Source organism: Anatilimnocola aggregata, assembly GCF_007747655.1.
Taxonomy (GTDB): domain Bacteria; phylum Planctomycetota; class Planctomycetia; order Pirellulales; family Pirellulaceae; genus Anatilimnocola; species Anatilimnocola aggregata.
The window spans coordinates 4,109,723-4,136,721 of sequence record NZ_CP036274.1 but is presented as its reverse complement, the minus strand read 5'-3'; the positions used below and the strand labels follow the sequence as shown (position 1 = coordinate 4,136,721).

At 57.9% G+C, this 26,999-nt stretch carries 22 protein-coding genes; 12 read left to right on the top strand and 10 right to left on the bottom strand.

Annotated elements, in window-relative coordinates:
• The first annotated feature begins 72 nt into the window (after positions 1 to 72).
• Genes ETAA8_RS15705 through aroE form a run of 4 tightly spaced genes read left to right on the top strand, consistent with a single transcriptional unit; the run spans position 73 to position 6,365 of the window.
• Complete coding sequence (locus tag ETAA8_RS15705) at positions 73 to 3,252, top strand: PSD1 and planctomycete cytochrome C domain-containing protein (RefSeq protein WP_202921863.1); 3,180 nt, start codon at positions 73 to 75, stop codon at positions 3,250 to 3,252.
• Positions 3,253 to 3,256: 4 nt separating this feature from the next.
• The gene (locus tag ETAA8_RS15700) at positions 3,257 to 4,717 is read left to right on the top strand and encodes a DUF1501 domain-containing protein (protein ID WP_145090026.1); all 1,461 of its coding nucleotides are present in this window, start codon (positions 3,257 to 3,259) and stop codon (positions 4,715 to 4,717) included.
• Positions 4,718 to 4,759: 42 nt separating this feature from the next.
• Positions 4,760 to 5,470: a pyridoxine 5'-phosphate synthase gene (locus tag ETAA8_RS15695; protein ID WP_145090023.1), complete on the top strand. Its 711-nt coding sequence runs from the start codon at positions 4,760 to 4,762 to the stop codon at positions 5,468 to 5,470.
• A 46-nt stretch (positions 5,471 to 5,516) separates the two neighbouring features.
• Positions 5,517 to 6,365: a shikimate dehydrogenase gene (gene aroE, locus ETAA8_RS15690; protein WP_238397779.1), complete on the top strand. Its 849-nt coding sequence runs from the start codon at positions 5,517 to 5,519 to the stop codon at positions 6,363 to 6,365.
• A 76-nt stretch (positions 6,366 to 6,441) separates the two neighbouring features.
• Here the strand turns inward: aroE and ETAA8_RS15685 are convergent, their stop codons facing one another.
• Positions 6,442 to 6,975 carry a GNAT family N-acetyltransferase gene (locus ETAA8_RS15685; RefSeq protein WP_238397778.1) on the bottom strand — a complete coding sequence of 178 codons (534 nt, stop codon included), beginning with the start codon at positions 6,973 to 6,975 and terminating at the stop codon, positions 6,442 to 6,444.
• Positions 6,976 to 6,987: 12 nt separating this feature from the next.
• On the opposite strand from ETAA8_RS15685, the gene ETAA8_RS15680 reads away from it, so the two are divergent.
• A complete protein-coding gene (locus tag ETAA8_RS15680) occupies positions 6,988 to 8,526 on the top strand; it encodes a polysaccharide lyase (RefSeq protein WP_145090021.1) in 1,539 nt (512 codons plus the stop codon).
• A 1-nt stretch (position 8,527) separates the two neighbouring features.
• Here ETAA8_RS15680 and ETAA8_RS15675 read toward each other — a convergent pair whose 3' ends face one another.
• Complete coding sequence (locus ETAA8_RS15675) at positions 8,528 to 9,025, bottom strand: RrF2 family transcriptional regulator (RefSeq protein WP_145090018.1); 498 nt, start codon at positions 9,023 to 9,025, stop codon at positions 8,528 to 8,530.
• Between the two features lie 135 nt (positions 9,026 to 9,160).
• Here ETAA8_RS15675 and ETAA8_RS15670 point away from each other — a divergent pair, with 135 nt between their 5' ends.
• Positions 9,161 to 9,754: a protoglobin family protein gene (locus tag ETAA8_RS15670; RefSeq protein ID WP_145090015.1), complete on the top strand. Its 594-nt coding sequence runs from the start codon at positions 9,161 to 9,163 to the stop codon at positions 9,752 to 9,754.
• Between the two features lie 2 nt (positions 9,755 to 9,756).
• Here the strand turns inward: ETAA8_RS15670 and ETAA8_RS15665 are convergent, their stop codons facing one another.
• Positions 9,757 to 10,320 carry a hypothetical protein gene (locus ETAA8_RS15665; RefSeq protein ID WP_145090012.1) on the bottom strand — a complete coding sequence of 188 codons (564 nt, stop codon included), beginning with the start codon at positions 10,318 to 10,320 and terminating at the stop codon, positions 9,757 to 9,759.
• Positions 10,321 to 10,630: 310 nt separating this feature from the next.
• Here ETAA8_RS15665 and ETAA8_RS15660 point away from each other — a divergent pair, with 310 nt between their 5' ends.
• Positions 10,631 to 11,197, top strand: coding sequence for a hypothetical protein (locus tag ETAA8_RS15660; protein ID WP_145090009.1), 567 nt, complete (start codon positions 10,631 to 10,633; stop codon positions 11,195 to 11,197).
• A 9-nt stretch (positions 11,198 to 11,206) separates the two neighbouring features.
• On the opposite strand, the gene ETAA8_RS15655 is transcribed toward ETAA8_RS15660, so the two are convergent.
• Complete coding sequence (locus ETAA8_RS15655; RefSeq protein ID WP_145090006.1) at positions 11,207 to 12,610, bottom strand: HD domain-containing protein; 1,404 nt, start codon at positions 12,608 to 12,610, stop codon at positions 11,207 to 11,209.
• Positions 12,611 to 12,711: 101 nt separating this feature from the next.
• On the opposite strand from ETAA8_RS15655, the gene mfd reads away from it, so the two are divergent.
• Entirely contained in the window at positions 12,712 to 15,960 is a 3,249-nt protein-coding gene (gene mfd / locus ETAA8_RS15650) for a transcription-repair coupling factor (RefSeq protein ID WP_145090003.1), read from the top strand.
• An 80-nt stretch (positions 15,961 to 16,040) separates the two neighbouring features.
• Positions 16,041 to 17,558: a peptidylprolyl isomerase gene (locus ETAA8_RS15645; RefSeq protein ID WP_145090000.1), complete on the top strand. Its 1,518-nt coding sequence runs from the start codon at positions 16,041 to 16,043 to the stop codon at positions 17,556 to 17,558.
• A gap of 24 nt (positions 17,559 to 17,582) precedes the next feature.
• Here ETAA8_RS15645 and ETAA8_RS15640 read toward each other — a convergent pair whose 3' ends face one another.
• Complete coding sequence (locus tag ETAA8_RS15640) at positions 17,583 to 18,215, bottom strand: hypothetical protein (protein WP_145089997.1); 633 nt, start codon at positions 18,213 to 18,215, stop codon at positions 17,583 to 17,585.
• Between the two features lie 120 nt (positions 18,216 to 18,335).
• Between ETAA8_RS15640 and ETAA8_RS15635 the strand changes: the two genes are divergently transcribed.
• Together ETAA8_RS15635 and ETAA8_RS15630 are read left to right on the top strand one after the other, a co-directional pair.
• On the top strand, positions 18,336 to 18,986 hold the full coding sequence (locus ETAA8_RS15635; RefSeq protein ID WP_145089993.1) for a 3-keto-disaccharide hydrolase: 651 nt from the start codon (positions 18,336 to 18,338) through the stop codon (positions 18,984 to 18,986).
• A gap of 88 nt (positions 18,987 to 19,074) precedes the next feature.
• The gene (locus tag ETAA8_RS15630; RefSeq protein WP_145089990.1) at positions 19,075 to 19,806 is read left to right on the top strand and encodes an SDR family NAD(P)-dependent oxidoreductase; all 732 of its coding nucleotides are present in this window, start codon (positions 19,075 to 19,077) and stop codon (positions 19,804 to 19,806) included.
• Positions 19,807 to 19,821: 15 nt separating this feature from the next.
• On the opposite strand, the gene ETAA8_RS15625 is transcribed toward ETAA8_RS15630, so the two are convergent.
• The 4 genes from ETAA8_RS15625 to ETAA8_RS15610 all read right to left on the bottom strand — a co-directional run bounded on the left by ETAA8_RS15625 (position 19,822) and on the right by ETAA8_RS15610 (position 24,452).
• On the bottom strand, positions 19,822 to 20,781 hold the full coding sequence (locus ETAA8_RS15625; RefSeq protein ID WP_145089987.1) for a DUF4886 domain-containing protein: 960 nt from the start codon (positions 20,779 to 20,781) through the stop codon (positions 19,822 to 19,824).
• A gap of 393 nt (positions 20,782 to 21,174) precedes the next feature.
• A complete protein-coding gene (locus ETAA8_RS15620) occupies positions 21,175 to 21,618 on the bottom strand; it encodes a DUF4262 domain-containing protein (protein ID WP_145089984.1) in 444 nt (147 codons plus the stop codon).
• Between the two features lie 140 nt (positions 21,619 to 21,758).
• Entirely contained in the window at positions 21,759 to 23,228 is a 1,470-nt protein-coding gene (locus ETAA8_RS15615; protein WP_145089981.1) for a Gfo/Idh/MocA family protein, read from the bottom strand.
• A 447-nt stretch (positions 23,229 to 23,675) separates the two neighbouring features.
• Positions 23,676 to 24,452: a hypothetical protein gene (locus ETAA8_RS15610; RefSeq protein WP_145089978.1), complete on the bottom strand. Its 777-nt coding sequence runs from the start codon at positions 24,450 to 24,452 to the stop codon at positions 23,676 to 23,678.
• Between the two features lie 340 nt (positions 24,453 to 24,792).
• Here ETAA8_RS15610 and ETAA8_RS15605 point away from each other — a divergent pair, with 340 nt between their 5' ends.
• A complete protein-coding gene (locus ETAA8_RS15605) occupies positions 24,793 to 26,364 on the top strand; it encodes an outer membrane protein assembly factor BamB family protein (RefSeq protein WP_202921862.1) in 1,572 nt (523 codons plus the stop codon).
• On the opposite strand, the gene ETAA8_RS15600 is transcribed toward ETAA8_RS15605, so the two are convergent.
• The gene (locus ETAA8_RS15600; RefSeq protein ID WP_145089972.1) at positions 26,361 to 26,876 is read right to left on the bottom strand and encodes an NUDIX hydrolase; all 516 of its coding nucleotides are present in this window, start codon (positions 26,874 to 26,876) and stop codon (positions 26,361 to 26,363) included. The genes ETAA8_RS15605 and ETAA8_RS15600 overlap by 4 nt on opposite strands.
• Positions 26,877 to 26,999 lie beyond the last annotated feature (123 nt).

Here is a 26,999-nt window from a genome sequence, read left to right as displayed (position 1 = left end):
CATTGGTTGCCCCAGCATTTTGAGCTATGCTGTGGGTTACCTCCCACCCTTTCCTGCCACGGTTACACGCCCATGAACTCGCTCGTTCGTATTTGCCGGGTATTGCCAGGCTGGTCTCGCTTGAGTTTGCTGTTGCTGGCGGGGCTTGGTTTTGCTGGCGTAAGTTTGCCTGGAGAAACAGCCGGCCAAGAGCAGCCCGCCAAGATCGACTACAACCGCCAGATACGTTCGATTCTGTCGGACAAGTGTTATCGCTGCCACGGACCCGATGCGGCCGAGCGCAAGGGGGGCTTTCGGCTGGACGAGCGCGAGTCCGCTGTGAAGCCAGCCGATTCGGGGGAACACCCCATCGTTCCTGGCAAGCCTGCGCAAAGCGAACTGCTGCGGCGGATCATGTCGGACGATCTCGACGTGCAAATGCCGCCCCCGTCGCTGAACAAGAAGCTGACAGCCGAAGAAGAGGACCTGCTGAAGGCTTGGATTGCCGCTGGAGCCGATTTTCAACAGCATTGGTCGTTCGTCCCGCCCCGTCAGCCCGCGTTGCCGGTGGTGAAGGACCGCGGCTGGACAGCGAACTCGATCGATCACTTCATTCTGGCCAAATTGGAGAAAGCGGGACTCACACCTTCGCCCGCTGCGGGGCGCGAGATGTTGATCCGGCGCGTGACGCTCGATTTGACCGGCCTGCCGCCGACGATAGCTGAAGTGGACGACTACGTGGGCAATCGAAGCCCTGATGCTTATGAGCAGACGGTCGACCGGCTGCTGGCTTCGCCCTATTTTGGCGAACGACTGGCCGTTGATTGGCTGGATGCCAGCCGCTTTGCCGACACTCACGGCTATCACATCGACAGCGGTCGCAATATGACGCGGTGGCGCGAGTACGTGATTGAGTCGTTCAATCAGAACCTGCCTTACGACCGCTTTACGCTGGAGCAACTGGCCGGCGACCTGCTGCCGGCCACGGGGGACGAGACGCTCGACCTGCGGCAAAAAATCGCCAGCGGGTTCAATCGCAACCACATGATTAACTTCGAAGGTGGGGCGATTGCGGACGAATATCTGACGGCGTACATCATCGACCGCGTGAACACGACCAGCACGATTTACCTCGGCCTGACGGTGGGCTGCTCGCAGTGCCACGACCATAAGTACGACCCAATCACCCAGCGCGACTTCTATCAGCTGTTTGCGTTCTTTAATGCCGTCCCAGAAAAAGGGCTCGACGGCTCGAAAGGTAACGCCGCCCCGCTGCTGAAGACCCCCACCACCTTTCAGCAAAACGAACTGCAACGCATCGCCACCCGCATGCAGGCGATTCAGCAGGAACTGGCCGGCGATTTGCCAGCTGCCAATGCCGAACAAGCCAGATGGGAGCAAACAGCCCTCGCCAAGAAAGAAGTGAAATGGCAGGTCGCGGAAAAAGCTGCTGCTAAGAGTCGCGGTGGCGCGTCGGTGAAAGAACTCGACGATCATTCGCTCCTCTTTGGCGGTGCGAACGGCGTTACCGAATTGCTAGAGTTCAACTTCTATGCCCCGCTGCCGAAAATCACGGCGATTCGCGTCGAAGCGTTGGCCGACGACAGCTTTAAGGGGAAAGGCCCCGGGCGATCGATCAATGGCAACTTCGTCCTGACTGATGTGCGCATTGAAGCGGCTGCCGAGAACGACACATTCGCCGCGGTCGGAATCAAAGCCGCCGCAGCCGATTATGAGCAAGAGACCTTTCCGTTGGCGAAGGCCTTCGATGCTGATCCCAAGTCAGGCTGGGCGATTCATCCAGAAACTGGCAAAGATCACTCGGCTGTGTTTCACTTATTGGAGCCGATTGCGGCTTCGGAAGCGGCGCGCGTCAAGCTCAGCCTCGCGTTCGAGTCGTCCTTCGCGCAGCATCAGATGGGGCGCGTGCGGATCTCGGTAACCGATGCCGAGCAACCGATTGCCAGAGCGCCAATGCCCGCAAAGATCGCCCGGTTCCTCCAGCAATCGCGCGATTCGCGGAGCACTGCCGAGCAACTCGAAGTGACCACTTACTTTCGCAATTATGTCTCGCAATCGCTCAGCACCCTGCGCGACGAGCTGACACAACTGACGCAATTGCAGACGCAGTTGGAGCAGGCCATTCCCACCACAATGGTAATGCAGGAACTGCCCGAAGCTCGCCCCACCTACTTGCTGATGCGGGGTGCCTATGACAAACCGGATAAGAACCAGCCAGTGAGTGCCCAAGTTCCATCATTTCTAACGCCGTTGCCGGCGAAGGCTCCGAAGAACCGCCTGGGGCTCGCGAATTGGTTGATCGATCCGGCTCACCCTTTAATGTCGCGCGTGACGGTCAATCGCTATTGGCAACTTGTCTTTGGCACGGGACTGGTGAAGACCGCGGACGACTTCGGCTCGCAAGGCGATTCGCCCAGCCATCCCGAACTGCTCGATTGGCTGGCGACGGATTTCGTCGGCACGACTTCGCAGCGCACTACCGACTGGGATGTGAAACATTTGGTTCGGCAACTGGTGACTTCGTCCACCTATCGGCAAACATCGGCCGCTTCGCCGCAATCGCGAGCCGGCGATCACGAAAATCGGCTCCTCTCGCGCGGGCCGCGATTTCGCCTGCAAGCTGAGTTCATTCGCGATCAGGCCCTCTACAGTAGCGGGCTGCTCGATCGGCACATCGGCGGCAAAAGCGTTTCGCCCTATCAGCCCGCCGGCCTGTGGGAAGAACTGATGTCGCGGGCCGATAACGACAAGTGGACGGCGCAAAAGTACTCGCAGAGTCATGGCGTCGATTTGTATCGCCGCACGATGTACACCTTCTGGAAACGGACTTGTCCACCGGCCAGCCTGGCGACGTTCGACGCGCCCGATCGGGAAATCTGCACCGTCAAGCGCTCGCGCACCAACACTCCGCTGCAAGCGCTCGTGGCGATGAACGATCCCACCTATGTCGAGGCTGCCCGGTTGCTTGCCGAACGGGCGATGAAGACGGGTGGCAGCACGCCGGACCAGCGGCTGACTTACTTGTTCCGTACCGTCCTTGCGCGAGCACCCAGCGAGCAAGAAATTGTGGTCCTCAAGAACCTTTACAGTCGTCAACTTGTCCACTTTGGCAAGAATGCCGATGAAGCAGGCCAGTTGCTTAAAGTCGGCGAATATCCCGCCGATGCGACTCTTTCAGCGACCGAGTTAGCGGCCTGGACAATGGTTGCCAGCGCGATTTTGAACACCGACGAAGCGCTCAGCAAAGGTTAAGCCCATGCAATTTCAACCTGCGAATCTTCCGCTCGCGCGCCGGCAATTCCTGGGCGGCGCTAGTGCCGGGCTGGGTGCGACTGCGCTCGCGGCGCTGTTGAATCCAAACCTGCTCGCGGCGCCGGTGAAGGGGAACGCGCGTCCCGGCGAACTGAAGACGCTGCATTTCGCCCCCAAAGCGAAACGCGTCATCTATCTGGTGATGTCGGGCGGTCCCAGTCACATCGACTTGTTCGACCACAAACCGGAACTGAAAAAACATCACGGCACCGAGCTTCCCGCTTCGATTCGCATGGGGCAGCGGATCACCGGGATGACGGCCGGCCAGAAAGCGTTTCCCTGCGCTTCGTCTCTCTTCAAGTTCGAGCAGCACGGCAAAAGTGGTTCGTGGATCAGTGAACTGTTGCCGCATATCGGTGGCGTGGCCGACGACATCGCCATCGTCAAATCGCTGCATACCGAGGCGATCAATCACGACCCGGCGATTACCTTTGTGCAAACCGGTTCGCAGCAACCGGGCCGGCCGAGCCTGGGTGCCTGGCTCAGTTATGGCCTGGGTGCTGAGACCGACAATCTGCCCGCGTTCGTCGTGATGATCTCGCAAGGGAGCGGCAATAAAACCGATCAACCGATCTTCTCGCGACTCTGGGGCCCCGGCTTTTTGCCGTCGGAACATCAAGGTGTCCGCTTTCGCAGCGGAGACGACCCGGTTCTTTATCTATCGAACCCGAGCGGGATTGATGCCGTCGCGCGGCGCGAAATGCTCGACGGCGTCGGCGAGCTTAATCGCCTGTCGGCGGGCACACTCAACGATCCAGAGATTCAGACCCGAATTGCGCAGTACGAAATGGCGTACCGCATGCAGTCGTCGGTGCCGGAGTTGACCGATCTCGCCACCGAGAGCAAAGAGACGCTTGAACTGTACGGTGTGAACGACTCCAACGTCGACGGCGGCTTTGCCCGCAACTGTTTGCTCGCTCGGCGGATGGCTGAACGCGGCGTGCGCTTCATTCAGTTGATGCATCGCGGCTGGGATCAGCACAGTTCACTGCCCGGACAGATTCGCGGGCAATGCAAAGACGTCGACCGCCCCAGCGCGGCGCTAGTGAAAGACTTAAAGGATCGCGGCCTGCTCGAAGATACGCTCGTCATCTGGGGCGGGGAATTCGGCCGCACGGTTTATAGCCAAGGCTCGCTGACCGCAACCAACTACGGCCGCGATCATCACGGCCGCTGTTATTCGATGTGGCTGGCCGGCGGCGGCATCAAGCCGGGCATCACGCATGGCGAGACCGACGATTACTGCTACAACATTGTCAGCGACGGCGTGCACGTGCACGACCTGAACGCGACGGTGCTCCATTGCCTGGGGATCGATCACACCCGGCTGACCTATCGCTTTCAAGGGCGCGACTTTCGCCTGACCGATGTCGAAGGGAAAGTCGTCAAGCAGTTGTTGAGTTAGGTTTTAGTTTGTTGCCAGTTCTTAATGGGAGATTGAGACGGAATGCCTGATCTTGGGGTGAATATCGATCACGTGGCGACCATTCGGCAAGCGCGCAAAACCTATGAACCGGATCCGGTGGCGGCAGCAGTCCTCGCCGAGTTGGCCGGGGCCGATGTGATTACGGTCCATCTTCGTGAAGACCGCCGGCACATTCAAGATCGTGATGTCCGCGTGCTGCGCGAAACGGTAACGGTCAAATTGAACCTTGAGTTATCCGTCGCTCCCGAGATTGTCGGCATTGCTACGCAAGTCAAACCGCAACAGGCAACCGTTGTCCCCGAACGGCGCGAAGAAGTAACGACCGAAGGCGGACTCGACGTGGTCGGCAACCTCGATGCCGTCCGCCGCACGGTCGATGCCTTGCATGCGGCCGGTGTTTTCGTCAGCCTGTTTCTCGATCCCGATCCGCGGCAAATCGAAGCTGGTCACAAGTTGGGCTGTGCGGCAATTGAACTGCACACCGGTCAATATGCACTCACCACCGGCCAGGCCCGCGAGCGTGAATTGTCGCAATTGATCGCGGCTGGCAAGCAGATTCGTGAGTTGGGTATGACGCTGCATGCGGGTCACGGGCTGAACTATCAAAACGTCGGACCCGTGGCAAGAATCCAAGACATGCGCGAGTTGAACATCGGCCACAGCATTGTGGCGCGGGCCGTGCTCGTCGGCTTCGAACGGGCCGTGCGCGAGATGAAAGAGCTGATGCGTTAATCATCGGCGGGGTCGATTTAATTCCTGCGAACGAAAGCTCCTTCCCGTGCCTCATCAAGCGTTGCAAGAGATTGTGTGCTGCCTGGGCCAACCCGTCGCGGGTAACCCGACGCAGTATATGATGGAAAAAGCCTTCGTCGCTGCGGGACTCGACTGGCGCTATCTCACGCTGGAAGTCCCGGCCGACAAACTGACGGATGCCGTTCGCGGGCTGCGAGCAATGGGCTTTCGCGGCGCGAACTTTACTATTCCTCATAAGGTCGCCGTCATTCCGCTGCTCGACAGCCTCAGTCCCGCAGCCGAACTGATGGGCGCGGTCAATTGCGTCAAGCGTGACGGTGCGAAACTGCTGGGCGAAAACACCGACGGCAAAGGCTTTGTGCAATCACTTCGCTCCCTGCTCGATCCCAGTGGTAAACGCATCGCTATTCTCGGCAGTGGTGGCGCAGCGCGGGCGATTGCGGTGGAACTGGGTCTGAGCGGTGCCGCTGAAATTGTGATCGTCAATCGAACGGTGGGGCGCGGGCAAGACCTGGTATCGCTGCTGAATGACAAAGTGAAGGTCAACAGCCGGTTGGTGCACTGGAAAGGGGACTTTGAAGTTCCCGCGGAGATCGACGTCCTCATCAACGCCACGTCGATCGGTCTCGGCGATGCGCAGGCTCAGGTGCCCGTCGATGTCGCTACGCTGCGAAATGAACTCGTCGTAGCCGATGTGATTTTTAATCCACCCCGCACCAAACTGATTCGCGATGCCGAAGGGCGCGGCTGCCGCACGCTCGATGGTCTTGGCATGCTTGTGAATCAGGCTGTCATCGGCTTTAAGATTTGGACCGGCGTCGATCCCGATCCGGAAGTCATGCGCGATGCGCTCGAAGAGTTCCTGAATATCTGATCTGCCGTGACATAGGCTTCCAGCCTGTGAGGATTTGTCGTGCGATCGGAGCGACAAGCTGGAAGCATGTCCCAGGTTAGCAGCCAAACGGCGCTGAGTACTTCACTTTCCCCCGTACGCCGTCCAATGCGCCGGGAACTAACGCCAGTGCCATCCAGGCGGGACCGCTGAAACTTGCGAGTAACGGCAGCGCTGCAGCCGCAGTGAAGCCGAACTTGGCGTAGAAGTGGTCGTGCCCCAAGACGACCACAATTTTTTCGCCCTGACCTGTCAGTTGCTGCAATCCCGCCTGCATCAAAGCACTGCCAATTCCGCAGCGCTGCTTCGTGGGCAAGACTGCCAGGGGCGCGAGCGCGACGGCCGGCCAGGTGTGATCGGCACCGACAATCGTCAAACGAGTAAATAACAAATGCCCCACAATCTGCTGCTGCGATGTCGCCACCAGCGACAGCAGATTAAGGCCGCCGTCGCGCAAGGCGCGAACGAGAGTTACCTCGTCTTCCTGTCCGAATGCTTGACGCACGACTTCGTCGATAGTGAGACTATCTTCGGGCTGTTCCGCGCGGATATGATCGTACGTCCGCCCCATCTCTCCACCGGCCTTCGTCATTGAGTGCCTCCTATGAAACGTTTCCTGCTGCTCGGGGTCATCATTGGCTGCTTGGTTTCCACCGCGAAAATTCGCGCCGCGGATCCAACCGCAGACGAAGTTCGACAGACGCTCCTTAAGGCGGTCAAGTTCGCGCACGAGAAAGTGGCCCGCCACGGCGGCTACGTCTATTTAAGCAGTTCCGACTTGAAGCTGCGTGAAGCGGAAGGAATTCCCGACGACGACACCATCTGGGTGCAGCCCCCCGGAACACCTGCGGTGGGCGAAGCGCTGCTGCGAGCCTATCAGGCAACTGGAGATGAGGAAGTCTGGCGTGCCGCGCATGCGGCTGCGCTCAGTTTGACGCGCGGGCAGTTGCATTCCGGCGGTTGGTACTACAGCGTTCATTTTGCGCCGGAAGTTCGCCAGAAGATGGCCTATCGCCGCGATCTGCAAGGCCAGCCGCTGGCCGATCCCACGGCCGCCGCCGACCGTCAGTCCACCAATGGCTGGCTCGACTGGAAACGCCGCAAAAACAAGGGAAACATCACCACGTATGACGACGACGTGACGCAATCGGCCACGCGCTTTCTGATGCGAATGGATGCCGAGAAGAAGTTCCAGGATAAAGAGATTCACGATGCCGCGCTCTACAGTTTGCAAGCGCTGCTCTGCGCGCAGTATCCGAGCGGGGGCTGGAGTTCGTCGTGGGACCGCTTTCCCGATCGATCTCCTTCGCCAGAGACGTTCCCGATTAAGAAAGCGGAATTGCCCGAGACGGTTTCGCAAAAGTGGCCGAAGGATTTTACGGGCTGCTATGTGCTCAACGACAATCAAATGTCGAACTGCATCGATACGCTCCTGCTCGCCTGGCAGACGTATGGCGAAGAGAAGTATCTGGCCGCAGCCAAACGAGCCGGAGACTTTCTGATTCTCGCCCAATTGCCCGCGCCTCAAGCGGCGTGGGCTCAGCAGTACGACGAGCAAATGCGACCATGCTGGTGCCGCGCCTTCGAGCCGCCTGCAATTACAGGTGGCGAAACGCAAAAGATCATCCTGTCGCTCATCGCTTTGTACGAAGCCACGCAGGACAAGAAGTATCTCGCGCCAATTCCGCCCGCGCTGGCTTATTTAGAAAAATCGGAACTACCCGGCGGCAAGCTCGCACGGTTCTATGAAGTGCGTACCAACCGGCCGATTTATTTTCAGCGCGGTCCGGGGGGCAAGGGTCACGAATGGACCTACGACGACCATAACATTGCCGACGGCTATGGGTACATCGTCAGCTCGAACGTGGCTTCCCTGGAAACGAAGTATCAGGCTGCAGCCGCGAGGGATTTTTCGGTGAAGAAACCGGCCAGCAAAAAGAGTGGGCTACCTGCGAGCGGTCCCGTGCAGGCTGTTATCGCCAGCTTGGACAGCCGCGGCGCATGGACGGAGAAGGGAACCATTCGCGATGCGGAAGGGAAGAAAGTCGATCCGCCAGGAGGAATCGTCCGCAGCGAAACGTTTATCAAGAATCTCGATCTGCTCAGCCGCTATGTGGCTGCCCAGCGCGCGGCTCAAAATTGAACTATGCCTTGGCTTTGGATTTTGCTTTTGGTTGAGAATGTTTTTCGGCAACAGAATCGTCAATAACTTGTTCATTGGGAAAGCGGCAGAGAGGAATACTGCGACTCGGTTCCGCCAGCACTTCGGCGAGTGTGGTGCTGGCGAAGGCTTGTTCCATCATGGCCAGCGCGTTGTCGACCCGCTTATGCAGCGGACAAAGATGCGTGCCGTGATTCGGCAGGCCAAGTGGGCAAGTGCGAATTCGTTGAATCGGTTCGACAGCGTTGACGACCTCGAGAATCGTTAACTGGTCGGGCGATTTGACGAGGGACACGCCGCCCCCTAGACCGCGCTGCGATTGCACGACGCCGCCGCGAGCCAGGCTTTGCAGCACCTTAGAGAGATAAGCCCGCGGCACAAGGGTCGCCTGCGCGATCTGCTCTGTCGTCCGCGCCGTAGGAGACATGCTCGCCAGATGCACCACGGCCCGCAGTGCATATTCGACTGTCTGAGATAGCATGCTCTGAACTCCGGACGCGAAAACTTGCAAAAGTGGACATTGACATCCAGTTAGCAACCGCTATCTTACGATAACTGGACTAACTTGTCCAGTTATCACTTGCCAGCTTACTATCGCCTGACTGGAGTATCGGCCATGCAACACATCGACGAAACCCGGCTCGAACATGATTTAGCCTATCGCGTGGGCTATACCAGCGAATTCATGGGCTTTGGTGCGGAAGATATAGCCACGTTGCATGCGTCGGCTCCGTTGCTCGCGCCGCTGGTGCCGGCGCTGGTTGACGCAGTTTACGAGAAACTGTTCTCGTACGACGCGACCAAGCGACACTTCGTACCCCGGCAGTTCGGCTATGAGGGGGATGTGCCCAGCGATGTGAGCTCACTGGCGATGGACCACCCGATGATCGCGTTTCGCAAGCAACATTTGGGGCGCTATCTCGCTGCCCTGGTGACCCGCCCTTACGACAACAAGATGCTGAGCTATCTCGATAACGTCGGCAAGATGCACACTCCGCTGGCCGGCTCGAAGACCCTGAACGTGCCGCTGGTGCAAATGAATGCCCTCATGGGCTTTGTGTCGGACGCCGTCTTGAGCACTGTGCTCGGACTGGGACTCGATCGCGCTTCGGAGGTCAAGACCCTCCGGGCATTTAATAGAGTATTGTGGCTGCAGAACGATTTGATTACTCGGCACTATGAAGCGGCCGCAGGTGCCACTGCCGTCTAAATTTATTTATTACGCAATTCAAGGATGGCTTTATTCTGGTCGGTGATCAAATCCTTGATTTGCTTGATGGTCGTTTCAATCTCGCCCACGCGATCTTGCAAACGGGCGAGGTCCTGCTCGGCCTGCGAACCCAACGCAGCCTGCGAAAGGCTGGAGGCCTGTCCGCCGCGGAGTTTGCGCAGCTCTTCTAATAACTCCGTAGCACCTTGGCAATTCGAGTTGAGATTGGAGTTCGTATTGCTGGAAGTTGAACTGGGAGCGACTTGCACCAGAGCGTATTGAGCAGGTGCCGCAAACGTTACTTGCGCCGCCGGTGCCGCGAACATTGCGGGCTGGGCCATCATGGGTGCCGCCATCATTTGCGTGGCCATTACCGGGGCCGACTGCACCAGGATTCCGGTCGGCGGATAGTGACAGTGGCGATGGTGATGACAGCGAGGAGCACAGACCACCGTTGGCGCTTCGCACCCGCAGCCACCGCCGGCTTGCGCGGTGCCCGCGACGGTCGAGAATCCGAGGATGCCTGCAAATACCGTGGAGAAGAGCTTCATTGCAGTATGCTTCATGGCCGGCTCGCCTTCATGTACCTGGACAGAGGATGATCCACCCCTCGAATTCACCGGGGTATAGAGAAATGTTCGGCTGCCTATCTCTGGCTCTTTGTGCAAATCTCAACCATGCCAGGTGTTGGACAGCTTCTGCCATACCATGCGTCGCATAACCGCTAAAGCAGTCAGTTTTTGGAGGGCAGCAACCTATTTTTCTTTGCTTTCCAACAGGTGTTATATCTTGCCTTTCCGGAACGGACGACTTGAAATACCCCAGCTTACGACATACGCTATTTGACGTAGGCAATTCATTTTTAGGAGGGGTTTAATGCTCAAGTATCTTCCTGCCCTGATTCTGCCAATATTGGCAATCTTCGCCCTGCCGACTGCAGGCTCTGCGCATTGGGGACATCATCATCGCCACCATTACTATTATGCGTATCCCGTAGCGCCGGTAGTCTATCAATTTGTCAATCCAACTCCACCAGCCGACTCAGGTGGCGGTGGCGACGGCGGAGGTGATGGCGGGGCTGGCTTTGGGTCGCCCGATGCGGCCAGCCTCCGCGCTGCTTACAAAGCCGATGTAGCTGAAGCAGCCGATGACATGCTGAAAGCTGATAAGTCGCACCAAGCCGCACTCCTGAAAATGAAGAGGATCCAGAAAGACATCATGAAGATGCGGGTTAGCTTGGCCAATAGTCAAAACGCCCCGGTGCCTGCCCCGAAGATTCCCCCGCAACCCAGTACAGAAATGAAGGCCATTCAACAATTGGGCACGAAGTTGGACGGCTTCATGACAGCGAACAAGAGTGACCTGGATGCAATCAAGGATCGATTAAACCAGTTGGAAAATCCGAAGCCCGCCAAAGCCGCGGCACCCAGTGTCAAAAAGTAGTATTAGCTACTACATATTTGTCGCATCATCGCCGCTGGGTCCACCGACGAGTTGATCGAGGGCGGTGGTGATAATGGGTGCGTAGTCCAAGGACTTCGCATAGATTCGGCAGAGCCGGTGGCTGATAGGCAACCGGCGATAAAGTTCTTCGGCGACCAGTGGCCGCACAACCCGGCGGGCCGAATCGTACAGAAAGTTCTGACCCATGGCTGGCCCGCTGGTGTTGGGTCGCAAGATTGTCCGGGCGATATCGATTCTTAACGGGATTTGCTGCAGATCGCTGGGCAGCAGTTGCCGCAACTTCCGCTCCACGAGTTCCGCATCGCTGAAGATGCTCGCTTGCTCGGCGTCGTTCGGTGCATAGACCTGGCTCCGCTGGCAAACCATCTGCCATTCAATTTTGCGGGCCAGCAGCGCTCGCCAGCGTGTTCCTAAGTCAGCCAATTGTGGATTGCTCGACTTGGCCCACCGTTGCACGTCGGCCCACAGCGTCGACTCGGTGAAGTACAGATAGTCGTCGAGATGTTCCAGCGGGTTCCCCGGAAAGAGCCATTGCTTGCTCTCGTTGAACAAGTCTCGCAGCGAAAAGTCAATCGCCCGGACCGTGCGGTGATAATAGATGTTGCGGAACAGTTCGGCCCGAACGGTGACGAACCGCACCAATGCATCGCTGCCGCGGTCGTGAATCGTCAGCCCGCGCTCGCTGAAGAAGGTGTAATGCAACAGGCGATCAAGATCGAAAGCCTGCTTGCTATAGCCGCTGAGGGCCGCGTCGCGAAGAACGAAGTCCATATTGTCGATCGTATAGATTCCGCTCAGCAGGCCGCGGAGGAAGACGAGCCACTTGGGACGCTCGGTGGTTTCGTCCTGGGGCTTGGGGCGTTGAATGAGCCAGGCGATCTGAGCCGGGTCAATTTGCTCGTCTGCCAACAGTTCGGAATGGGGATTCCGCCGAATACCGCGAATCAGGTCCGCCAGTTCGCGCTCGATGATGGCCGCGCCGAGCGACTCATGAGTGAGGCCGTGGGCTTTGAGAAAATGCTCGTCGAAGAAGTGTCCAAACGGGCCGTGCCCCACGTCGTGCAAGAGCCCGGCCAATCGCACCGTGCATTCGACCAAGCCGCGACTGGGCGTATCGGCGCACGAGTCCTGCAAGCTGTCATACATTTGCGCGATCGCGCGACTTCCCAAATGCATGGCCCCCAGCACATGTGGAAAGCGCGAGTGCTCCGCCGCTGGAAAGACCCACCAGGCGGTTTGAAGCTGGTGAATCTGCCGCATTCGCTGCAGCCAGGGATGATCGATCAGTTGCCGCTCGGCCACTTCATCGGCGGGTAGGTCGGTGCCGGAAACGAACGGCAGATAGCCGTGAATCGGGTCGTAAGTCAAATTCTCGCGCAGCATGCTTCTCATGGTCGCGATTATTGGCCGCAGGACTCCTCTTTGCCCAGGGGGCGAGCGAGCTGCGAACCGCCGTTGGCTGGATTTGCCCACTGCGCTAGAATGGTGGTGCCATGACGGCAACATTGCCCGCCACAGAGACAGCTGCCGAGAGCCTTCGGCTGCTGCCCGATTCGCTGATGCGTTATGAAGGCTTCGCCGCGGCGACCGCAGCGTTGGCAACCGGCCAACCCGCGACGTTCGACGGAGTCTGGGGCTCAAGCTGCGCGCTGCTGGCGGCCGCACTCGCCAGAGCAGGGCAACGTCCCGTGCTCATTGTCACTGCACATGAGCGTGAAGCGGACGATCTCGTGGCCGATTTGCCGCTCTTCGGCACGATGCAGGCAGTCAGCTTTCCCGCGTGGACTACGCTGCCCGAAGACCGCGGCATTCGCGACGAAACCTACGGCAAGCGGATTCGCCTCCTAAAACAACTGGCTCTTGGTTCGCCCGCCGGCTCTGCACCGGTTGTGGTCGGCAGTATTGCCGCCCTGATGCAGCCCGTGCCCAGTGCCGAGCAATTGCGTAAGGCGACGCGGACGATCCGCCGCGGCGAACGACTGAATATCGATGCACTGCTGCGCTGGTTCGTCGAAAGTGGCTTTCACGCGACGAGCGCGGTCGAACTGCCCGGCGAATTTTCCCATCGCGGCGGCATTCTCGATATCTTCGCGCCCGATTGGCTGGAGCCTGTGCGGCTGGAGTTGTTCGACGACGAAATTGAGTCGCTCCGTTCGTTCGATGTCTCCACCCAGCGCAGCTTGGAAATCCTCGACCAGATCGAAGTCACGGTATTGCCCAAGACAGAGCCCCCAAGCGCGCATCTGGCGGACTATTTGCCCGCGAATGCCTGGGCGATGCTGATTGAGCCGCAGCAATTGGCCGACGAAGGTAAAAACATCCTGCAGCGAACCGACAAGCCCGCTGAATTTCATTCGGTGACGGCAGTCCTGGCCAGTTGCAGTCGGCTGGGTGTCGCCACCGCGGCCCATCTGTCGGGCGGCACTTATGGTGCCCACTGCCATCTGCCCATTGAGTCAGTCGAACGCTTCAGCGGCGAACTGCAACGCGTGCGCGATGAACTTGACCATGTGGCCGTCGATCACAGCGTCTATTTGATTGTCGCCACCGATGCCGAGACCGAACGGCTGCGCGAACTTCTGCGCGAAACGAAACTGATGGCGACGGGCCGGCTGCATTTTGTGATCGGCAGTTTGCGCGAAGGATTTCGGCTGCCGCGCGACCAGATGCTGATTATTACCGGCGGCGAATTGTTTCATCGCGGCGAACTGCGGCGCATTCCGCGGCGACATCTCGGCAAGGCGATCGACAGTTTTCTCGATTTGCGCGATGGTGATCTGGTCGTTCACCTGGCGCACGGCATCGGTCGCTATCGCGGGCTGAAGCAGATCAGCAAGAACGGACAGGCCGAAGAACACCTGGAGTTGGAGTTCGATGGTGGCACGCGGATCTACGTTCCGGCGATCAAAATCGATTTGGTGCAAAAGTATGTTGGCGGAACGAAGACCCGCCCGACGCTAGCCAAAATCGGTGGCAAAACTTGGATCAAACAGAAGGAAGCCGCGGAGAGTGCCGTTCGCGACCTGGCTGTCGAAATGCTCGAAGTGCAGGCCATGCGCAGCAGCCGCCCGGGCATTGCGTTCACCGTCGATAGCGACTGGCAGCGCGAGTTTGATTCGTCCTTCCCGTACAGCGAAACCGTCGATCAGCTTTCAGCCATTCGCGCGATCAAGTCCGATATGACGAAGCCGCGGCCGATGGATCGGCTGTTGTGCGGCGACGTCGGCTTTGGCAAGACCGAAGTCGCGATGCGGGCAGCATTCAAAGCAGTCGACAACGGCTATCAGGTCGCCGTTCTCGTGCCAACGACAATCCTGTGCGAGCAGCACTACAACAGTTTTTGCGAGCGGATGGCCGAGTTTCCCTTCGATATCGGCAAGCTCAGCCGCTTTAGCACACCGCAGCAAACTCGCGAGACGGTGGCGGGAATCAAGTCGGGCAGAGTCGATATCGTCATTGGCACCCATCGCATTGCCTCCCAAGATATCGAGTTCCATAACCTGGGACTGGTCGTCATCGATGAAGAGCAGCGGTTCGGCGTCGATGTGAAAGAGCGGCTGAAGTTGCTGCGCGCGACGGTGGACGTGCTGACTCTCTCGGCGACGCCGATTCCGCGAACGCTGCACATGTCGCTGGTCGGCGTGCGTGACATTTCAAATCTCGAATCGCCCCCCGAAGATCGTGTTGCCGTCGAAACGCGCGTTACCCGTTGGGATAACGATCTTATTCGCCATGCCATCAACCGCGAGTTGGGGCGCGAAGGCCAGATTTACTTCGTGCATAATCGCGTCAACGATATCGAGCAGGTCGCCAAGCGGATCAATCAACTGGTTCCCGAGGCCAGGATTCGGATTGGCCACGCGCAAATGGCCGACGATGAGCTCGAACAAGTGATGATCGACTTTGTGGCCCACAAGTTCGACATTCTGGTGGCGACCACCATTGTCGAAAGTGGACTCGACATCCCGAATGCGAACACCATCTTCATCGACGAAGCAGACCGCTACGGTCTCGCCGATCTGCATCAGTTGCGTGGTCGAGTCGGACGGTACAAACATCGCGCGTACTGCTATTTGCTGACCGACCCCAATCGTCACATCACGCCCAATGCCTCGCGCCGGCTGCGCGCCATCGAAGAGTTCAGCGAGATGGGCGCCGGCTTTGCCATTTCGATGCGCGATCTCGAAATTCGCGGTGCTGGCAACCTGCTTGGCACCCAACAGAGCGGGCACATTGCCACCGTTGGCTACGAGCTTTATTGCCAGCTGCTGGAGAATGCAGTTCGGGCCCTGCAGAACTCCACGCCGCGGCTGAAGTTGGAAGTGGATATCAACCTGCCCGGCGAAGCGTTACTGCCGGACAATTACGTTCCCGATTTGCGGCTGAAAATCGATCTCTATCGCCGCCTAACGCGGATCAACGCCTTCCAGGAACTCGATGACATTCGCGCGGAATTGATTGACCGCTTCGGCCCGATTCCGCGGCAAGTCGAGCGACTGCTGGCACTCGTCGAACTGAAAATGGATGCCACGCTCTGGTTCATCTCGGCGATTTTTCGCGAGGACAAGTTCGTCGTCTTCCACTACCGCGACCGGAGCCGCCTCGATCAGTTGGCACGGCAAAACCCCGGCAAATTGCGAATTGTGGACGACAAATCGGCGTATCTGCCTTTGCCAGCAAACGTTACTGAACCGGACCAGATATTTTCTTGGGTGAAATCGGTGTTGCGACCGATCAAGTGAACTGATATTAGTTCCCCGCCTGTTTTTCGGTCTCGCTGCGGCGAAATCGTTCGCACACATTTGCCAGGGAAGGCACCGGCGTGAAATTGCAGCAGCTCCTGCTGACGATGCTGATAGCGGCGCACTTCGTGCGTTCCGCGCAAGCCTGGCAATTTCAGCCTGGCCCACGGCCCGATCCCTATGCTCAGCCTCCTGTGCCGGGGGGAAATACGGGCTTTCGCTTCGCGCCCGATCCAAATCTTCAACAACCGGCGCAGCCTGCTGCCCCTCAAGCGCAACCTGCGATGCAGCCACCAGTCGGGTTCCAACCGAATCCGCAATTCGCACCTCAACAGTTCAATCCGCCGCTGCCACAAGCAGTGCCTCCCCAAACTGCGCCACCGCAGGCCGCCGCACCTCCAGCAGGTGTGAAGCGCCCCGATGCCGTGTCGCTAGTGATTCCCGGATACGACCCGCTGGCGAGTTCGCCGAACGCCAAGCTGCCCGAAGGTGCAGCCCTCTATCAGCCGAGCCAGATCGTGGCCACGGTTGGCAATCAATACATTTTGTATGGCGACGTAGAGCCGACCGTGAATCAAATGCTGGCCCCGGTGTTGGCCAAGATTCGTACGGATGCCGAGCGGCAAGAGCTGGAATCTGTCCGTCCGCGACTGACGCAGCAAGTGGTGCGGCAGATGGTCGAAACGAAAATCTTGTACCTCGACTTCGAACGTGAGATCGAAGCCAAGGCCAAAGACAAGATGAACGAAATTCGCCAGGAAATCGCCAAAAAGATGCGCGATAATTTCGAGAAGCAACTCCTCTCGACTCGCGAAAAGGTTCTAACGTCAACGCCGGAAGAGATTCAGGACATGGCCAAGCGCGACCCAATCTTGCCGCGCCTCGCCATCCTGATGAAAGAGCATCAGATCGAAACACTTGCCGATCTCGATCAAGTTCTGCGGCGTTACGGCTCGTCGCTCGAAAAGCAACAACGGCAGTTTGCCGACTTCAACCTGGGTCGCTCGAACCTATCCGAAAAGCTTAAAGTGAAGACCGAGGTCTCGCACTTGGAGATGCTCAACTACTATCGCGACCACGCCGACGACTTCGCGGTGAAAGCTCGAGCCAAGTTCGAAATCATCTCGGTTCGGTACGATAGCTTTCCCAACAAGCAGGCCGCGTATGCCGCGATTGCTCAGATGGGAAATGAGATCTATTACGGCACTCCGTTCGCCGCTGTCGCCCGCAAGGGTTCGCAAGAGCCGAATGCCTCGAAAGGCGGCGCTTATGACTGGACAACCGAGAAGAGCCTCGCGTCCGAAGTCGTCGACCGTGCCATCTTCTCGCTCGAAATGAACGCCCTGAGTGAAATCCTCGCCGACGAAAAGAGCTTTCACATTGTCCGCGTTACCGACAGGCAGCAGGCCGGTTTCATTCCCTTCACCGATGCCCAAGTGAAGATTAAGGAACTGATCAATCAGCAGCGGCGCGAAGTGGCTTACAAGGAGTGCATCGAGACGCTGCGTAAGAAAACGGTCGTCTGGACCATCTATGACGGCGAAGCGGCCGGCACGCTCGCAACTCAGCCTGGTGCTCCCGGCGCGACGCAGCGTTAACTGTTTCGGCTGCTCCGGTATCTCTCAGGCATACCAGAGGTTCCACACCACGACCGCGCCGAAGTTCCCGGCAATCACGGCAAAGACGATTCCAGCCGCCCACACATCAAGGGCGATGTGATGTCGCCGCTGCAGCCAATAGATCGCTTCGACCAAGACCGTCAGCCCGAGCAGAACCGGCAACGTCAGCAGGGCATCGAACAGCGCGTTCCACTCGTCAAAATAGGCGAGGGGGCCAATCGCGCCGAGCAAGCTGACGAGTGCAAACTTTAACCAGATCGTTAGCACGCCGATGATGCGCCACTTCCAAGCGCCAGGCGCAATGTAGCCCGCATAAGCGCCGCCAAACACGCCCACTTCAACCCAGTAATATTTTTGAGGCATGCTCACGTGATTGTCGGCCGACAGCACGCAGCAGAGAGCCAAGCTGCCGCCGACAAACGTCCACATCAGCGTTTCCATCGCTCGCCCCGACCCGATCCCAAGCACACTGCCGCACACGGCTGACGCAACCATGAGCACCGTCAAATTTGCCCCTTCGGTGCCGAACAGCCGCACGTACGCAAACACCATGCTCACAGTCACCATCGTGCACAGCAGCGAACGAAGACTGAACTGCGTTTTCTCGTTGATTGAAGTTCGTGCGGAAGTCGACATAGGGGCAACTCCACGAGCTGTTGCGAATTGAAGTGAGTAGATTGCTTGGAGAAGAGTGCTGCCTCTATAGTCTATCTCGAATGTACTCTCACTCCAAAATCCATCCTCTGGAGATTCTCCATGCTCACTCGCCTGGCTTGCTTGACGTTCTCATTTTGCTTCATGTGTGCTTCCCTGGCCACCGCGGAGGAAGGTTTCACACCACTCTTCGACGGCAAGTCGCTCGCTGGCTGGAAGGTGATGGCCGAGAAGAATTCGAAACCGGATGAATGGACGGTCGTCAATGGTGTGCTGACCGCGAAGGCGGGAAACTCGTGGCTCGCGACCGAGAAGCAATATGGCGATTATGTCCTCAAGCTGGAGTGGCGAGTCCCCGAGAACGGCAACAGCGGTATCTTCATTCGCGTGCCGGAACTCAAGGAAGGTGAGAGGCCTTGGATACAGGGAATCGAGATTCAGGTTCTCGATGACCGCGGACCGATTTACATGGGCAAGCTCAAGCCCTGGCAATACAGCGGTTCGATCTACGGCGCTGTCGCCGCCGACCAAAGCGAGTTCGCCGGCGCAGGCAAATGGAACGCGTACGAAATCACTTGCCGCGGTGACCTGATCACCGTCGTGCTGAATGGCAAGAAGATTACCGAAGGGGATATGTCGAAACTCGAAGAACTGAAAACACGCCCCAGAGTTGGTTTCATCGGCCTGCAGAACCACGGCACCGACGTTGAGTATCGCAACCTGCGGATCAAAGAACTCAGTTCCGCGAAGTAGGCCGGAACGCTTTGTGCAGTGACGAACCCAGTTGACCTGTGCCTAAGATGAACTGGCATTCCCATTTCATTCTGAAAAGCTAGGTCACATGCAACGAGTCGCAATCCTGGGGGCCTCTGGCACCATCGGCACCGCATTAGCGCGGCGTTTAGTGGGTCACGGTCGGAACGTGCTCCTAGTGGGGCGGAGCGTCGAGAAACTGCAAGCGCTCAGTAGTGAGTTGAGCCAACCGTTTGTTGCCGTCGACTTGAGTAGTTCAGAGAACTTGGAAGGTGCGCTGAGTCAAGCTGCGGAATCGCACGGACCGTACGATGGACTGGTGAACTGCATCGGCTCTGTGCTGCTCAAGCCGGCTCATGCCACCAGTGACGATGAATTCCGCCGAGTGATCGAAACCAACCTGTTTACCGCCTTTGCCACCGTGCGGGCAGGGGCAAAGTTTCTCCGTGAACATGGCGGAACGATCGTTCTGTTTGCCTCGGCAGCGGCCGAAATCGGTATTGCGAATCACGAAGCAATCGCTGCGGCCAAAGCGGGCATCATTGGGCTGGCTCGTTCGGCGGCGGCCACTTATGCGCCGGCAAACGTGCGCGTCAACGTCGTTAGTCCTGGTCTCGTGCGCACCGAACTAACTCGCCGCCTGTGGGAGAACCCGGCAGCGGCGACTGCATCAATGGCAATGCACGCGCTCGGTCGCCTAGGCGAACCCGAGCAAGTGGCATCGCTGGTGGAGTGGTTGCTCGCCGCGGAGAACAATTGGGTGACGGGGCAGGTAATCGGAATCGACGGCGGCTTAGGTCACGTGTTGCCTCGCAAATGAACCTTCCGACTGCGGTTACTTCTCTTTCATCACGGTTGCGTGGGCTGTTTCCTGCAAATAGCGGGCGTAGTCGCCGTCGAGGCCGGCGGTGAACTTATTGCCGACACAACTGGTGTTGAAGAGGACTTCGTACCAGATGCACGCGCCGAGATAGCGACCAGCAACACTGGCGTGATGGCCATCCATACTTAGCGACGGCGTCTTACTGTCTTTGCTGGTGGACCACTTGCGGCCAACGTGCAACGAATGGGTTTGATCTGGCAGGGCAGGGGACTTCGCTTGCTTGGCGTCGAACTTGGCATCGACCTTGTAGCCCCATTTGGGATCGGTGTCAGCAGCGATGAAGGCATCGCCAACCGGAATCAGCCGCACACCAAGTTCCTTGGCAATGGTGCGATACGACTTCGCCAGCATGTCGTACATTTCGCGCTGGGTCTTGGGTTCGCCCTCCTGGGGCTTGGCGACATTGAAGCGGGGGTCGTCCACGCGATAAGCCCAGGTTTCGTGAACGATCAGTTCAGCGCTCGGCGCATGCTTTTTGACGTACTCCTGCAACTGCTGAGCATACGGGCGATACGTCGCGATATCGTGGCTCGACATACTCCGCTGTTGAATGGTGACAAAATCGTGGGGACCATCGGCGAGGATTTCCTTCAGCCCGCGGCCGGAGGTGTAGATGCCGTTTTTGTCCGCTGGATCCTTCTCGTGCAACTGAGCCTTGTTCCAATGGAGTTCGAGCGGGCTGCCGCCGATGTTCGCCGTCTTGAGGATCAGTTCGTTGCCATCCGCAGCTGCCAGTTCGTCCAGATAGAAAGTAGCGTCCTGCGAGAAGCTGTTGCCGATGGTCATGACGCGGACAGTCTTTTTGGCAGTAGCCTTATTCGGTGCGGGTTTGGCTTTTTCCTGCGCGAGCGCGGGAGCCACCAGGAGGATAATGAGCAGGAGCGAGAAAAAGCGGGTGCGAGTGATGTTCATGGTCGTGCGGCGGGAAAGAAAGTTGAACAGAGGAACGGACGAATAGATTAGTCGATCGACAGCCGCATTGCGAATATTCGCTATAGCTCAAGGTCCCTACAGGATAAGGGAACGTTTCCAAGGTGAGTCTGCGGATACTCGTTCAGCCTGCCAACCTGCAGGGAGGTCACCGAGTTCGGCGAGAGTGGGATGAAGTCCGACGATGTTTCCCAGGCTCACAATTCGGCCGTCAGCGGACTCAGTCGTAGTGCCGCAAAGGAACTGCCAGTCCCCATCCGCATCGTGACTCACTCGCAAGATCGGCTGCGTGCCATCCAAGACTTGCTTGGTCGTGAATACAGCTCGGTTCTTCCCTTCGTGAAATCGCCACGCATCACTCGCCGCGAGAATTGGCTACCGTTCACGCAAGGCGGAAGGGAAGTCGGCCTGCCAAGGATACCGATGGTTGTTGTCCGGCCAAATGCACTGCAGAACTGGAAATGAGGCCGTTTGGTAGAACCACCGCCCATAGCCGAGATATTCGGAATAGGCCGCAGCGGGCACAGTTCGAAAAATGCACGAGTAACCTTCCAGAATCTGATCGCTCTCATACCAATCTTGGAAGCTTGCTCCGTTTCTGATTTCGTCGCCGATAGAGTTAATGATCTGCGCCATCGTGGCGACGTCGCTCAAACCAAACAAGATGATCTCAGGATGCTTCAGGGTGTGGAACATTCCCACGGAGTAAGCGAATCCCGGTCCCTCGGAATCCTCCTCGATACCGACGATATGCCAGCCGTGCTGTGCGATGTCGTCGAGGACTCGCTGCTCATCGGCATCGCGTGCTTCGGTTCTCATTTCCGCCCTGCTCGTCGGGATAAAAAATAAGCCCGGTCAAGATTGACCGGGCAGGTGGATAGCCTCAAAGCCGAACAAAGTCAATTGGCAGTAAGCCCCTCACCCCGGAGTACCGAGGCGAGGGGAGTAGTAAGTGCGCTTTAGATTTCGGTTTCCGAAGGAATGACGAAAGGCTTGCGGTTCTCGCGCGACAGTTGCTTGTTGGCGGCTTCGTTGCCAGGGAACGTTTCGCTCTTGGGGTCCATCGTCAGGAGTGGGCCAATGGCGAGCGGAGTCTTCTCAAGATCGACACCGTTGTCCTTGAGGTGGGCAACGGTTCGTTCCAGCGTTTCCTTCGACCTGTCGTTCGTCTTTAGGCCGTCGAGCTTGGCGGTCAGCGACGCGATCGGGGCGGTTTCGCCCAGGCGATAGGAAATATTGCCGGTGTGGCAGAGAGCGCTGGAGAGGTGACCTTCCGAGATATCGGCGTTCAGGTCTTCCGACTTACGCGAGCGGACACCCTTTAGGAAGTTCTCGAAATGGTTCTTGTCGTCGCCACCCTTGAACTCCGCGATCTTGTTCCCTTCCTTATCGAACGCAGCGCCGCCGTTGTAGCTGGGGAGCACGACGTAGCCTTCCGAGCCCTCGAAGATCACGCCGACCTTAGCGTCCTTGTAGGCGCCGGTCTTCAGGCCGCGGACTTCGAATGTCAGCGTCTTGTCGCCGAATTCGTGCATGATGACTTGCGTGTTGGCAGTTTCACCAGCATCTTCGTAGCCCAAGCGGCCACCATAGCTGATGACCTTGTCGCTCAATTGATCGACACCGAGGCCCCAGCGGGCGATGTCCATCTGGTGAATGCCTTGGTTGCCGAGATCGCCATTGCCCCATTCCCACTGCCAGTGCCAGTCGTAATGGAACTTCGGTCGAGTCAGCGGCAGCATCTGCGAAGGACCACACCACAGGTCGTAATTGACGTTGGCGGGAACCTTGTATTCGCCTTTTGGACCTATCGAACCGCGGGGCTTGTAGCAGAGACCACGAGCAAGCTTCACATCGCCAATCTTGCCGGCGTGAATGAAGGCGATGGCATCGCGCATGCCGGGATTGCTGCGGCTTTGGGTGCCCGTCTGGCAAATCTTGCCGTGCTTGCGGGCGACTTGGACTGCGCGGCGTCCTTCCGCCACGTTATGGCTGACGGGCTTTTCGACGTACACATCTTTGCCCGCGAGCATGGCCCAAATGGCCAGGATCGAGTGAGTGTGATTGGGCGTGGCGATGCTGACAATGTTGATGTCTTTGTCTTCGAGCACCTTGCGCAGGTCTTCGAGCATCTTGGGCTCGAAACCATTTTGCCGCTTGCCGATTTCGATGGCGCGCTTGCCGCCGATATCGCGGTCGACATCGCAGACGTGCGTGATCTTAGTGTCTTTGCGGCCGGCGAACGCACCGATGTGCGAACCACCGCGACCGTTCACACCGACGACGACGACATTCAGTCGTTCATTCGGGCTGCTGCTTTGTTTGTCTTCTTCCTGGGCGAACAGCTGACCGCTGGAACTGGCTGCCACGGCAGCTGCAGTGGCGAACATGGAATCTTCGAGAAACTGACGACGATTACGTTTGGACATGGTGAGTTTTGCTCCGATAGCGGTCAACAAGCGCCCATTAACCGGGCGGGAAGGGAGGTTCCTGAACCGGCCATCTTAAACGACGTGTGTGCGGAGGGAAAGCAAGTCGTGAAGAAGGTTGTGGGCCGATTTGTGCGTCGTCGTGAAGAAGCGACCTTCGAGTGACAGCTTGGCACACAAACCGCAAAAGGGGGGTGTCCAACAATCGGGTCGATAGTTGGACAGTGGTGTGCGTAATTCTCGGGTTTGACTGCAGGTTGGTGTCCAACAATGGTGGTACGAGTTGGACACTTACGTTGAAAATGGAAGCTGAAACTTCGCCATGAATTGCGGTCGCGTACTTTCTCTGCATATCAACGCGATAACTGATGCTCGTCAACAAGAACGCCCCGCCAGAATCTGACGGGGCGTTTGAAGGTTTCTAGTTTGAGAATCACAGGGAGGAGCTTACTCTTCCTTCTTCTCTTCGTCCTTCGGCTTGCTATCGACCGGCTTGGGGGCGATTGCTTCCTCGGGCTTGTTTTCTTCTGGCTTCGGTTCGGGAGTCGATTCCGGCTTCTTCGAGGCACTCTCGACCATCGTCTTCATTTCAGCCTGCAAAGCTTCCTTGGCCTTCTGTACTTCGTCGGCCATTGTCTTTTGCGCCTTGGCCAATTCGTCGCTGACGTTCTTTTGCAGACTGACTTGACTCTTCTGCAGTGCGACTTGCGTGTCCTTCAGTTCGCTGGCAGCCTTGGAACCGTCCTTTTTGAACTGAGCGATGACGAGGGCGATTTCCTTCGCACTATCCTCGCGAGCCTTCACAAAGTCGGCCTGAATTTGAGCTTTGAGGCTCTTGAGTTCGCTGGCGAATTGATCGGCAGCTTCCTTCTTCAGCGCGGCGACCTTGGCAGCGGTATCGTCGCTCAGACGCTTAGCTTCTTTGGCCACGGCGGCTTTCGCGTCGTCGCGCAGCTTGGCGAGTTCAACTTTTACCTGGTCGCTCAACTTGGCAGCTTCGTCGGCCACCAGGGCCTGCGAATCCTTCGCCAATTTCTCTTCGGCAGCAGCCACTTTGGCACCTAAGTCGCGGTCCATCTTGGCCGATAGGGTAGCATTTAGCGAACCATACAACTCGGCCTGACGGCGTGCAGCGCGGCGACCGAAGGCCTGGGCTTCAGTCGTATCGGCGGCCACACCGGCAACTGCGACGGCAATCGCCAGTGCAACGAAACAATTCTTCATGACAAACTCCTGGAGAGTTAAAAGGCGGGATGCGAGGCGGGGATCGACCACTCGCGGGGGGGCGCTGTCGGCGGAAATCGCCGTTGGCGGGGCTTCCTGCAACTATACAATCCAAACAAGGATAATTTAGGGCGGGCGTAACGTCCAGAAACGGGCGCGTCGATTCTGCCGATTATTGCTTGATTGGCGACTTTACGGCAGCTGACGATTATCCGCAGCAGGGTGAATGCGGAGAAATTGACAGATGAATTTGTCCAGTCCAGTGAGTAGAATCAAATGCTGATCGCCGGCGAAGACCGCTGGCGGTTCTTTTCTGATTGTGGACAGAAGGATGGCTGGCATGGCAAAACGCTGCGTAAGTCTCGCGGTTGCATTTCTCCTCGCACTGGCATTTCTCGGCCAGGGATCGATCTGTTGGGGACAAATTACTTCCCGCGGGCTGATTGGGCCTGAGTCGTTGGCACCACTGGGTTTACAGCTGGCGTGGGCCACGACAATCGAAGTCGACCGTGGTCGCGATCGGGTGGTCGATGTAACTCAATTCGTCAGCAGCAATCAGACCCAGACGATCTACGAATTCACTTTCGATAATCAGCTGTACACTGTATCGGAACGTGATCGGGATGCCTTTGGCAACGTGTTCGGCCCCGCGGGAGCCAAATCGAAGGCTGACCAAATGTGGGCCCAGATCGTACTCGAATATGCGACGCGCGGCCTGCCCGAACCAACGGTCCCAACAATCGAACAACGGATTGTGCCCGAAATTACCCTCTTCGCGACCACTGAAAAGGGCATGGTTCATGCCATCGACGGGAACACCGGCAAGACGCGCTGGTCGACTTCTGTTGGTAAGACTCGTTATCCCACGACCGCTGCCGGGGGCAGCGACAAGTTTGTGGCGGTTGTCAATGGTTCGACGCTACATGTGCTGAATGCGGCCGATGGTACCTTCGCCTGGTCGCGCCCCATCAACGGTGCTCCTGGTGCTGGCCCGGCCGTTTCGGACAATCTCGTGTTCGTGCCGCGCATCAATGGCGCCACCGAGCTATATAACGTCAACGATCCCAAGCGTCCCGCGGCCGTTTACAAGGCGTTTGGCCGAATCCTGGTCCAGCCTGTCACGTCGTACAATAGCGTGGCTTGGCCAACCGACGAAGGACATCTGTACGTTGGGTTTGCGAATGAAACCGGCATGCGGTTTCGCATCGAAGCCAAGGATGGAATCGTTTCTAAGCCGTGTTTCAGCCCAGCTGGCAAGTTGTTTGCCACTTCGCTCGACGGCTATGTCTACTGCATCGACGAGGTGCGTGGCGACGTCCTCTGGCGATTCACCACCGGAGAACCGATTGATATTTCGCCTGTGGCCATTGGCGATATGGTTTATGCCATTACTCGCGAACATAGCATGTATGCGATCAACGTAGCCGATGCCACCGAAAAATGGGTAGTGCCCGGCATTGGCGGATTCCTTTCAGGCAGTGACGAGCGTCTGTATTGCACCGATGTCACTGGCAATATGATCGTGCTCGACGCCAACTCCGGTGCGTTGCTCGGTTCACTGCCGACTTCCACCATGACCCTGAAAATGCCGAACCTGCAAACAGATCGCATTTTTCTGGGCCAGACGACCGGCCTCCTGCAGTGCATTCGGCAGACGAATCTCAAGTATCCACAAGCTCACTATTTCACCGACGCGAAGAAAAAGCCAAAAATTCCCACGGCCGGTGGTGCGAATCCCGCTGCCCCTCAGCCGATGCCGGCCGGGCCAGTGATCGATCCGTTTGCTGATCCCGGAGCTGCTCCTGCACCCATGCCTGGCGCTCCAGCACCAGTCGATCCATTTGGCGATCCGGCTCCCGCGGCACCAAAGCCAGCCGCCCCCATGCCAGCTCCGGTTGATCCATTTGGCTAATGCGAATCCAGCCGGTCAACGTACAATAACGAGGCAATCGTCTTGGCGTCCTGAATTTCCCCGCGGAAAATCATGGCGATTGCCTCAGTCCACGGTACGACCAGGTTCGTGATTTCTTCGCCCACTTCGCGGGCCGCTTCGCCTGCGACCAGGTCGGTTGCCAGAAACAGATGCATTCGTTCGTCGAGAATTCCCGGCGAAAGATAGAAAGCGTGCAGGAACTTCATTGTGCCGGCGCGATAGCCCGTTTCTTCGATCAGCTCCCGCTCAGCCTGCGATTGCGGCGTCTCTTGAGGATCGAGCGTGCCCGCAGGTAGTTCAATCAGCGTCTGATTCACCGAAATGCGATAGTTGCGAATCAGGCAAACGCTGCCATCTGGCAATCTGGGAACCATCACGACCGCGCCCGGATGGCGAACAATCTCGCGATTCTTGGTAACCCCGCTACTTGTGACAAATCGATCGCGGACAACTTTGAAGCGGCTAGTCGTCAGCAGCAACTCTTCGGGCATATCTGGTTTCTCAATCGAAGGGTCCAGCGGCAATAGTAGAGAGTCGATCGTCGCAGGCGCGCCCGGGTCCGTAACAGGGGCCACTTGCCAACGGGGATCGATCAGCCGTATTGTAGCGCAGTC